The 9618-nt window shown below is 62.9% G+C and carries 8 protein-coding genes; 7 read left to right on the top strand and 1 reads right to left on the bottom strand.

Annotated elements, in window-relative coordinates; translation table 11 throughout:
• The first annotated feature begins 19 nt into the window (after window positions 1-19).
• Genes HX818_RS24880 through HX818_RS24905 form a run of 6 tightly spaced genes read left to right on the top strand, consistent with a single transcriptional unit; the run spans window position 20 to window position 7880 of the window.
• Window positions 20-1369 (top strand): DUF1329 domain-containing protein, encoded by a 1350-nt coding sequence (locus HX818_RS24880; protein ID WP_177020907.1) that lies wholly within the window; start codon window positions 20-22, stop codon window positions 1367-1369.
• Window positions 1369-2424 carry a YCF48-related protein gene (locus HX818_RS24885; protein ID WP_177020908.1) on the top strand — a complete coding sequence of 352 codons (1056 nt, stop codon included), beginning with the start codon at window positions 1369-1371 and terminating at the stop codon, window positions 2422-2424. Before HX818_RS24880 ends, HX818_RS24885 begins: the two co-directional genes overlap by 1 nt.
• Window positions 2421-4841, top strand: a complete 2421-nt coding sequence (locus HX818_RS24890) for an RND family transporter (protein ID WP_177020909.1) — start codon at window positions 2421-2423, stop codon at window positions 4839-4841. Before HX818_RS24885 ends, HX818_RS24890 begins: the two co-directional genes overlap by 4 nt.
• Window positions 4838-6067, top strand: a complete 1230-nt coding sequence (locus HX818_RS24895) for an MFS transporter (RefSeq protein WP_177020910.1) — start codon at window positions 4838-4840, stop codon at window positions 6065-6067. The genes HX818_RS24890 and HX818_RS24895 overlap by 4 nt, the downstream gene beginning before the upstream one ends.
• Window positions 6068-6093: 26 nt before the next feature.
• On the top strand, window positions 6094-7092 hold the full coding sequence (locus HX818_RS24900; protein ID WP_177020911.1) for a fumarylacetoacetate hydrolase family protein: 999 nt from the start codon (window positions 6094-6096) through the stop codon (window positions 7090-7092).
• Window positions 7089-7880 carry a cyclase family protein gene (locus HX818_RS24905; protein ID WP_177020912.1) on the top strand — a complete coding sequence of 264 codons (792 nt, stop codon included), beginning with the start codon at window positions 7089-7091 and terminating at the stop codon, window positions 7878-7880. Before HX818_RS24900 ends, HX818_RS24905 begins: the two co-directional genes overlap by 4 nt.
• A 35-nt stretch (window positions 7881-7915) precedes the next feature.
• On the opposite strand, the gene HX818_RS24910 is transcribed toward HX818_RS24905, so the two are convergent.
• On the bottom strand, window positions 7916-8470 hold the full coding sequence (locus tag HX818_RS24910; RefSeq protein ID WP_177020913.1) for a cysteine hydrolase family protein: 555 nt from the start codon (window positions 8468-8470) through the stop codon (window positions 7916-7918).
• 95 nt (window positions 8471-8565) lie between these two features.
• Here HX818_RS24910 and HX818_RS24915 point away from each other — a divergent pair, with 95 nt between their 5' ends.
• On the top strand, window positions 8566-9546 hold the full coding sequence (locus tag HX818_RS24915; protein WP_177020914.1) for a GlxA family transcriptional regulator: 981 nt from the start codon (window positions 8566-8568) through the stop codon (window positions 9544-9546).
• Window positions 9547-9618: the final 72 nt, after the last annotated feature.

A 9618-nucleotide genomic window follows, 5' to 3' on the forward strand; every position in this document is an offset into this window, starting at 1 on the left:
ATAAACAGAGGTGCGTTTCATGAAACTCCAACCGTTGATGCTCGCGGGTCTGTTGGTGGCCGTCGCGCCCGCAGGCTGGGCTGCAACCGACGCCCAGGCCCAGCAACTGAAGTCCACGCTGACCCCGCTGGGCGCCGAGCGCGCCGGCAACGCCGATGGCAGTATTCCCGCATGGGACAAGGGTTTTACCCAGGTTCCGGCTGGCGTCAACCCGGGCCCGCGCCTGCCGGACTACTTTGCCAGTGACAAACCGCTGTACTCGGTCACCCCGCAAAACGTCGCGCAGTACGCCGACAAACTCAGCGACGGGCAAAAAGCGTTGTTCGCCAAATACCCGACCTACCGCATCGACGTGTACCCGAGCCGGCGCACCGCCGCCGCGCCGCAATGGGTCTACGACAACACCCTGAAAAACGCCACAGGCGCGCACCTCACCCACGAGGGCAACACGCTGGAAGGCGCCAGTGGCGGCATTCCGTTCCCGATCCCGACTACCGGCGCCGAAGTGATCTGGAACCATCACCTGAGCTGGCGCGGCGTGGCCTGGAAGAACGACTACAACGTGTACGTGATCACCGCCAGCGGCCAGCGCATTCTTTCAGCCACAGTGCAGGCGCAGCGCGAGATGCCGTATTACTTCCAGGACGGTAAACCCGAATACAAAGGGGTGTACTGGATGACCCGCCTGGTCAACCTCGGCCCGCCGCAACGTGCCGGTGAAGCCTTGCTGGGCCGTGAGCCGCTGGATTACGCCAACGGCGGCCCGCAATCCTGGGTCTACCTGGCTGGCCAGCGCCGTGTGCGCAAACTGCCGGTGTCGTCTTACGACACGCCCACGCCCACCAGTTCGGGCGTGGCCAACTTCGACGAGGTCTCGGTATTCACCGGCCCGCTCGACCGTTATGACTGGAAGATCGTCGGCAAGCAGGAAATGCTGATCCCCTACAACAGTAACAAGATCCTGCAACCGGCCAAGGACGACGCGATCCTTGGCGAGCGCTTCCTCAACCCCGACCACATGCGCTGGGAACTGCATCGGGTGTGGGTGATTGAAGGCAACCTGGTCGCCGGCAAACGCCACAGCATGCCCAAGCGCCGCTTCTACGTAGACGAAGACACCTGGATGGCCGTACTCGGCGACAGCTGGGACGCCAACCACCAACTGTGGCGCACCTACTTTCAACTGCCGTACCTGATGCCGCAATTGCCGGGGCTGGTGCGTGGCTTGTATGGCCAGTACGACCTGCAGACCGGAGCCTGGATGGCCCACAACGTGGTCACCGAAAAACGCGTGCACAACGATGTGGTCGCACCGTTCCCCGACAGTGATTTCAGCCCGGACGGCCTGGCTGCCGATGGTGTGCGTTGATGCGTGGGCAACCCGTATGGCTGGCGCTGGGCGTGCTGGCTATCTGCCTGGCAGGCCATGCCGCCGAGGCCCCCGTCAGTGATGTACTGCAGCGTCCGGCGTTGCAGGTGGCGGCGCCGACCCAGGCGGTTCTCATCGATATCGCCCAGGCTGGAAAACGCCTGGTGGCCGTCGGTGAGCAGGGCTTGATCGTGCTTTCGGACGACGGCGGCAAACATTGGCGCCAGGTGCCGGTACCCACCAGTGCAAGCCTGACTTCGGTCAGCTTTGCCACCGCCTCGCAAGGCTGGGCAGTGGGGCATGCTGGCGTGGTATTGCACACCGTGGACGGTGGCGAAAGCTGGCACCTCCAACTGGACGGCAAGGCCGCCGCCCAACGCGTGCTCGATGCCGTGCGTGCGACCCCGGATCCCTCCGCGCGGCAGCTCAAGGTGGCTCAAGGATTTATTGCAGACGGCGCAGACAAACCCTGGCTGTCGGTGCATTTCAGCAACGAGCGGGAAGGCACTGTGGTGGGCGCATTCGGCCTGATCCTGCATACCCAGGACGGTGGTGCGAGCTGGCAGTCCTGGGTCGATCGCCTGGACAACCCGGCGGGCAATCACCTGTACGCGATCGCTGCTCAAGGCCCACGGATGTACATCGCAGGAGAGCAGGGCACTTTGTGGACATCCGCAGACGGCGGCGCGCATTTCGTTCGGTTGCCGAGCCCGTATGACGGCAGTTTCTTTACCCTGAACCTGGCAGCCGATGGCACGGTCCTGGTGGCGGGATTGCGCGGAAATGTCTGGCGCAGTACCGATCAGGGTCAGCAATGGCAGGCACTGAACAACCCGTTCAGCAGCAGCGTGGTGGCGGCGCGTTCAGCCGGCGCTGGGGTGATGCTCGCGGACCAGAGTGGCCACCTTTTACTCAGTACCGAAGGCACTGCTTTACGTGAGCAAAGGCTGCCGGCCGTTGGCGCAGTGGCTTCCCTCAGTCAAGCGGGCGACGGCCAATGGGTCGTGGTGGGCGCACGCGGCATCAAGCGATTGGAACAGGTGAACGGGCAATGACGCATCTTCGTAATCCGCTCGACCTGCAGCGCGGCCCCGAGCACAGTCTCCAGGACTTCGACCGCCATTCCGGCTCGCTGATTGAACGGGCTTTGTTCAACCATCGCAGCCTGGTGCTGTGGCTGTGCCTGCTGTTGACCCTCGGCTTGGGCGTCGCCAGCACCCGCCTTGGGCTCAACGCCAGCTTTGAAAAAATGATTCCCACGGGGCATCCCTATATCGCCAATTACCTGGCCAACCAAAAGGAACTCACCGGGTTGGGCAACGCGGTACGCATCGCCGTCGAAGCGCCTGGCTCCTCCATCTACGACGCGCACTACCTGGAATTGCTGGCCCGTCTTAACGACAAAGTATTTTTGCTGCCGGGTGTCGACCGGCCCTTCATGAAGTCCCTCTGGACCCCCAACATGCGCTGGATGGCGGTGACCGAGGAGGGCGTGGAAGGCGGCCGGGTGATCCCCGATGACTACGATGGTTCGGCCAGCAGCCTGGAGACGGTGCGCCGCAACGCCACCCGCTCCGGTGAGATCGGCCAGACCATCGCCCTGGACGGCCACTCCAGCCTGATCTTCGTGCCCTTGATGGACATCGACGCGCAAACCGGCAAAGCCCTCGACTACAGCGCGTTGTCCCAACAGCTGGAGCAACTGCGCAGCGAGTTCCAGGCCCAGGGGCTGACAATTCACATCACCGGTTTCATCAAAGTGGTGGGCGACCTGATCGATGGGTTGCGCCAGGTACTGCTGTTCTTCGCGGCGGCGATTCTGATCGCCACGCTGATGCTCTACGCATTCACCCGTTGCCTGCGCAGCACCGTGTTGGTGATGGCCTGCTCGTTGATTGCGGTGGTCTGGCAACTGGGACTTGTGGCGTTGCTGGGGTTCGAACTCGACCCCTATTCAGTGCTTGTACCGTTCCTGGTATTGGCCATCGGCATGAGCCATGGCGCACAGAAAATGAACGGCATCATGCAAGACATCGGGCGCGGCATGCACCGGCAAGTGGCGGCGCGTTTCACCTTTCGGCGGTTGTTCCTCGCCGGCCTTACCGCCTTGCTGTGTGACGCGGTGGGGTTTGGCGTATTGATGCTGATCGACATCAAGGTCATCCAGGACCTGGCATTGATCGCCAGCATTGGCGTTGCAGTGCTGGTGTTCACCAACCTGATCCTGTTGCCGATTCTCCTCAGCTATTGCGGCGTCAGTGCCCGGGCCGCCGCGCGCAGCCTGCGCAGTGAAGAGGCTGACCGGCACGGGCGCAAGCAACCGTTGTGGGTGTTCCTCGACCGCTTTACCCAGCGCCGTTGGGCCACCGGCACGCTGATGGTCAGTGCATTGCTGGCCGGCGGCGGCTGGTGGATCAGCCAGCAGTTGCAAGTCGGCGATCTTGACGCCGGCGCCCCGGAGCTTCGGGCCGACTCACGCTATAACCGCGACAACGGGTTTATGGTGGCTCACTACGGCGCCAGCAGCGATGTGTTCGCGGTGATCGTGCGCACACCTGACGGCGCCTGTTCCGACTACACCACCTTGATGCGCGTGGATGCCCTGGAGTGGCGCTTGCGCCAACTGCCGGGCGTGGAGTCCACGGCGTCGCTGGCCAGCCTGAACCGCAGCCTGTTGGTGGGCATGAGCGAAGGCAACCCAAAGTGGTATGACCTGACACAGAACCAGGCGCTGCTCAACTCCATCACCGGGCGGGCACCGCGTGAGCTGTTCAACCAGAGTTGCAACACCCTCACGCTCTACACCTACTTGCGTGACCACAAAGCCGTGACGCTGACGCGACTGGTGAACGAAGTCGAAGCCTTCGCCCAGGCCAATAACACCGCTGACGTGAAGTTCCTGCTGGCGGCCGGCAATGCGGGTATCGAAGCCGCGACCAATATCGTGGTCAAGCAGGCCAACCACGACATGTTGTACTGGGTCTACGGCGCGGTGATCGTGCTGTGCCTGCTGACCTTCCGCTCTTTGGCGGCGGTGGTCTGCGTGATTCTGCCGTTGATGCTCACCTCGATCCTGTGCGAGGTGCTGATGGTGTGGCTGGGCATCGGCGTCAAGGTCGCGACCCTGCCGGTGATTGCCTTGGGCGTCGGCATAGGAGTGGACTACGCGCTGTACGTCATGAGTATTTTGCTGGCGCGGCGCAAGGCGGGTGACAGCCTGTCCCGTGCCTATTACCAGGCGCTGCTGTTCACTGGCAAAGTGGTGATGCTGACCGGTGTCACCCTGGCAGTCGGTGTTGCCACCTGGGCATTTTCACCGATCAAATTCCAGGCAGACATGGGCATTTTACTGGCCTTCATGTTCCTGCTGAACATGCTCGGCGCACTGGTATTACTGCCGGCCCTGGCGCATTTCCTGCTGCCTGATGCACCTTCCGAACACCCGATAACAACAATAGGAAACCCTGCATGAACCCGTCCTCGCAAGCTGCCCCCGCGCCTCGCCCGCGCGGATCAGGCCCGTTGTTGTTGCTCGGCAGCTGCCTGCCGATTCTCGGCGGGGTGTTGATTGCCCCGGTGTTGCCGCGCATCGCCGAACATTTTTCCGGTACCGCCAACGTGGGGCTGATCGTGCCCATCGTGCTGACGTTGCCGGCGCTGATGATCGCGTTGTTTTCGCCGTTCGCCGGCTGGCTCTCCGACCGCGTCGGGCGCAAGCGCCTGCTGGTGCTGGCGATGTTGCTGTATGGCATCTGCGGGCCGCTGCCGCTGGTGCTGGACAACCTCGATGCGATCCTGCTCAGCCGTGCCGGCCTGGGCCTGGCGGAAGCGGCAATCATGACCTGCTGCACCGCGCTGATCGGCGACTACTTCGACGGCCGCGACCGGGTGCAACTGCTGTCGTGGCAAACCATCGTCACCTCACTCTCGGCCACGGCGTTTTTCATGCTGGGCGGGATCATCGGTGAGCACGGTTGGCGCCTGCCGTTTGCGGTGTACATCGTGGGCCTGCTGCTTGCGCCGTTGATGCACCTGGCGTTGCGCGAATCGTTGCGTGGCGCCAGTGCGGCGGTCGAAGTGGCGCTGGGCACGCGTTTTCCCTTGCGCTCGCTGTCGGTGATTTGCGGCATGACCGTGCTGGCGTCCCTGGGTTTTTTCATTGTTCCGGTACAAACCGGTTTCTTGCTGGAGCACATCGGCATTGATTCACCGCAGCGCATTGGCATGGCCATCGGCCTGGGCCATTCGGCGGTGTTTGTCGGTGCCCTGTGCTTCCGGCGTCTGAGCCGTTTCGGGCCGGGCTTGCTGCTGGCGCTGGCGTTTGTGGTCTCCGGCATCGGCATTTTGCTGCTGGCCAACGCCGTCTACTACCGCACGGCGGTCATCGCCGTCATGGTCAACGGCCTGGGCGGCGGGCTGGCGTTGCCCACGGTGCTCAGCTGGGCACTTTCCACCCTGAGTTTCGAACACCGCGGCAAAGGCACCGGCCTGTTCAACGCGGGCTTTTTCGGCGGCCAGTTTGCCAGCCCGTTATTGGTCATGGCGTTGTCCGGTGTGTCCGATGGGCGTGTAGGCGCGGTGGCCATGGTCGGCTGGGGCCTGCTGCTGGCGGCCCTGGTTTCGCTGGTCGCGCCGTGGCTGGCCGGTGTGCGGCTGCTTGATCCGATTCAAGTGTCGGACGACATGGTCCTGCATTAACCGTTTAATTCCTTGAGGAATGCTCGATGAAACTCGCTACGTTGAAAAACGGCCTGCGTGACGGCCAGTTGGTAGTGGTCTCCAGGGACCTGCGCCATGCGGTAATCGCTCCGCCTTTTGCGACCTTGCAACAGGCGCTGGAGAATTGGGCCGAGGCCGAGCCGGTGCTGAGCCGGCACTACCAGTTGCTTAATCTGGGGCAAGCGCCCGAGTCGTTTGCGTTTGACCCCACACACGCCGCAGCGCCATTGCCCCGGGCTTATCAGTGGTGCGACGGTTCGGCGTTTCTCAACCACGCGCACCTGCTGCAAAAAGCCTTCAGCCTGCCGCCCATGGCCGATGAGCGCATTCCGTTGATGTACCAGGGCGCCAGCGACGACTTTCTCGGGCCCTGCGACGATGTGCCCTTGCCGGACGTGAATCACGGAATCGATTTTGAGGGCGAGTTCGCCGTGATCGTCGATGAAGTACCGATGGGCTGCCCCGCCGACCAGGCGTTGCAATACGTGCGGCTGGTGCTGTTGGTCAACGACGTCAGCCTGCGGGGCTTCCTGCTGCATGAAGTCAGCACCGGCTTCGGGTTTTTCCAGGCCAAGCCCTCGTCGAGTTTTTCGCCGGTGGCCGTCACCCCGCAAGCGCTGGGTGCCGCCTGGCACAACGGGCGGGTGTGCCTGCCCCTGAGCGTCACCTGGAACCAGAGCTGGTTCGGTGCGCCCCATGGCGCTGAAATGAGCTTCAGCTTCGCTGACCTGATCGCCCATGCCGCGCGCACCCGACGCTTGCGCGCCGGCACCATCATTGGCTCCGGCACCGTGTCCAATGTCGACCGCGCTGTGGGTTCGGCGTGTATTTCAGAGCGCCGGGCCATCGAGATGATTGACCACGGGCAGCCGCTGACCGGATTCATGAAGTTTGGCGACCGCATACGCATCGAAGCACTGGACAGCGAGGGCGAGTCGGTATTCGGCGCCATCGACCAGCGCCTGGTTGACTCCACCTTGCTCACTCAAGAGGCGCTTTCATGACTGAACGCAAACGTCGTCTGGTGGACCTGTCGGTCACCCTTGAAAACAACCCCTATACCGACCCGCCACCGCTGCTGCCGAAGATCGAGTACGTCGACCACCAGGGCGGTATCCAGGAGCTGCTCGCGATGTTTCCGGGCTTGTGTATCGACGATATGCCCGGCCAGGAGGCCTGGGCGGCCGAGCGCCTGGACATCACCACCCACAGCGGCACGCACATGGATGCGCCGTGGCACTACGCCTCGACCACCGATGGCGGCAAGCCGGCCTATGGCATTGATGAGATCCCGTTGGACTGGTGCCTGCGGCCCGGCGTAAAGCTCGACTTTCGCCACCTGCCGGACGGCCATGTGATCAGCGCTGCACAAATCGAGGCGGAGCTGCAGCGCATCGGCCATGTGTTACAGCCGCTGGACATTGTGCTGGTGAATACCCGTGCCGGTGCCTTGTTCGGCCAGCCGGGCTACCTGGACGCAGGCGTGGGGATCGGCCGCGAAGGCACCTTGTATTTGCTGGAGCGCGGGGTGCGGGTGGTAGGCACTGATGCCTGGAGTTGGGACGCGCCATTCAGCCATACCCGGGCGCGGTTTGCGGCCAGCGGTGACAGCTCGATCATCTGGGAAGGGCACAAGGCGGGAAGGGACATCGGCTATGGGCAGATGGAAAAACTGGCCAACCTGGACGCTCTGCCGGCCCACGGTTTTGAAGTGTCCTGTTTCCCCTACAAGATCAAACACGCCTCTGCCGGTTTTGTGCGGGCGGTAGCGATTTTCGAGGAAACCATTTAATCGGCGGCCTCCTGTGAGGCCGCACGGTTTCAGGTTTATTTTTGCGCGTTCAAATACGCTTCAGCCGATACCACGCTCGCATAAGCAAACCCCAGCGACGACATAAACGCCGCATGCACCTGGGCTGCCGGCACGACGCTGCCATTGAATTCCAGGTCCCGCGTGGCGCAGGCATCGTGGACCACGGTCACGCTGTAGCCCAGGTCCGACGCGGCGCGCACCACGCCGTCGATGCACATATGGCTCATGCTGCCCACCACCACCAGTTCGGTGATGCTGCGTTGTTCCAGCAGGGCCCGCAGGTTGGTTTCGCGGAACGCATTGACGAAATGCTTGAGCACCACCGGCTCGTCGGCCTGGTTCAGCACCTTGGGGTGCAGGTGTGCACCTTCCGAGCCCGGGGTGAAGAAGGGGGCATCGTCGGAGGTGAATTCGTGGCGTACGTGAATCACCGTATCGCCTGCCTGGCGAAATGCCTGTAGCACTTGCTGCGCCTTGTCTGCCGCCGCGTCCACTCCGTCTAGCGGCCACTTGCCCTGGGGGAAGTAGTCGTTCTGGATATCGATTAGGATGAGCGCTTGCTTGGCCATGTTGGTTTCCTTGTGAGGGTTGATGCGTCCAGTATCCTGGCTGGCGTGACGCCTGGGGATTGGCCGCACCGACAATAACAGAGGGAAAACTGACAATGGCGATCGTCGAGCTCGGCGTGCTGATCTACAGTGGTGCGCAAATGGCTGCCGTGCATGGCTTGACCGACCTGTTCGCGGTCGCCAACCGGATTGCGACCGAGCATCAGTCCGAGCAACTGCCGTCCCTGCGCATCAGCCATTGGCAGGCTGAAACAGGCGGTGCGCCGACCCGCGTATTCGACAGCCAGCCCGGCCCCGGGCACGCGCTGACGGCCTTGCTGATTCCACCCTCCATTGCCGGCTTTTCCGAGGGCCAGGCGTCCGCCGAATTGCTGGATTGGCTGCGCCAGCAACATCGGTCCGGGACCATTCTGGGCGGGGTGTGCGTAGGTTCGATCCTGATGGCGGAAAGCGGCCTGTTGGACGGTCGCAGCGCCACCACGCACTGGACGTCGGCCAAGTCCTTCGCCGCGCGTTACCCGGCGATTCGCCTGGAGGCCGACAAACCCATCGTCGACGACGGTGACTTGATCACCACCGCCGGCCTCATGGCCTGGTCCGAATTGGGCCTGCGCCTGGTGGACCGTTTGCTCGGCCCGAGCATCGCTGCCAGCACCGCGCGTTTCCTGGTGATCGAACACAGTGACAGCGCCAGTGAGTGCGGCAGTAATTTTGCGCCGATCCTTGCCCATGGCGACGCTGCGATTCTCAAGGTGCAGCATTGGCTGCAGGCCAGCGGTGCGGTGGATGTTTCGTTGGCTGCCATGGCGCAGGAGGCGGGACTTGAGGAACGCACCTTCCTGCGACGGTTCCGCGCCGCCACCGGTTTGAAACCCACCGAATATTGCCAGCACCTGCGTGTCGGCAAGGCGCGCCAGATGCTCGAGTTCACCAACAGCACCATTGATCACATTGCCTGGACCGTGGGTTACCAGGACCCCGGCGCCTTCCGCGCCACCTTCAAGAAAATCACCGGGCTGGCGCCAAGCGACTACCGCAGCCGTTTCGGTGTAACCCCAACCAAGGCCCAAGCCTGAATCGTGCAGAAAACCGCGACACCGGGATCACATCGTGCAGAATAAAACAGGCCAAGTGCTATCGCTTTTCCC

The sequence above is a fragment of the Pseudomonas sp. F9001 genome (assembly GCF_013385435.1).
GTDB lineage: Bacteria > Pseudomonadota > Gammaproteobacteria > Pseudomonadales > Pseudomonadaceae > Aquipseudomonas.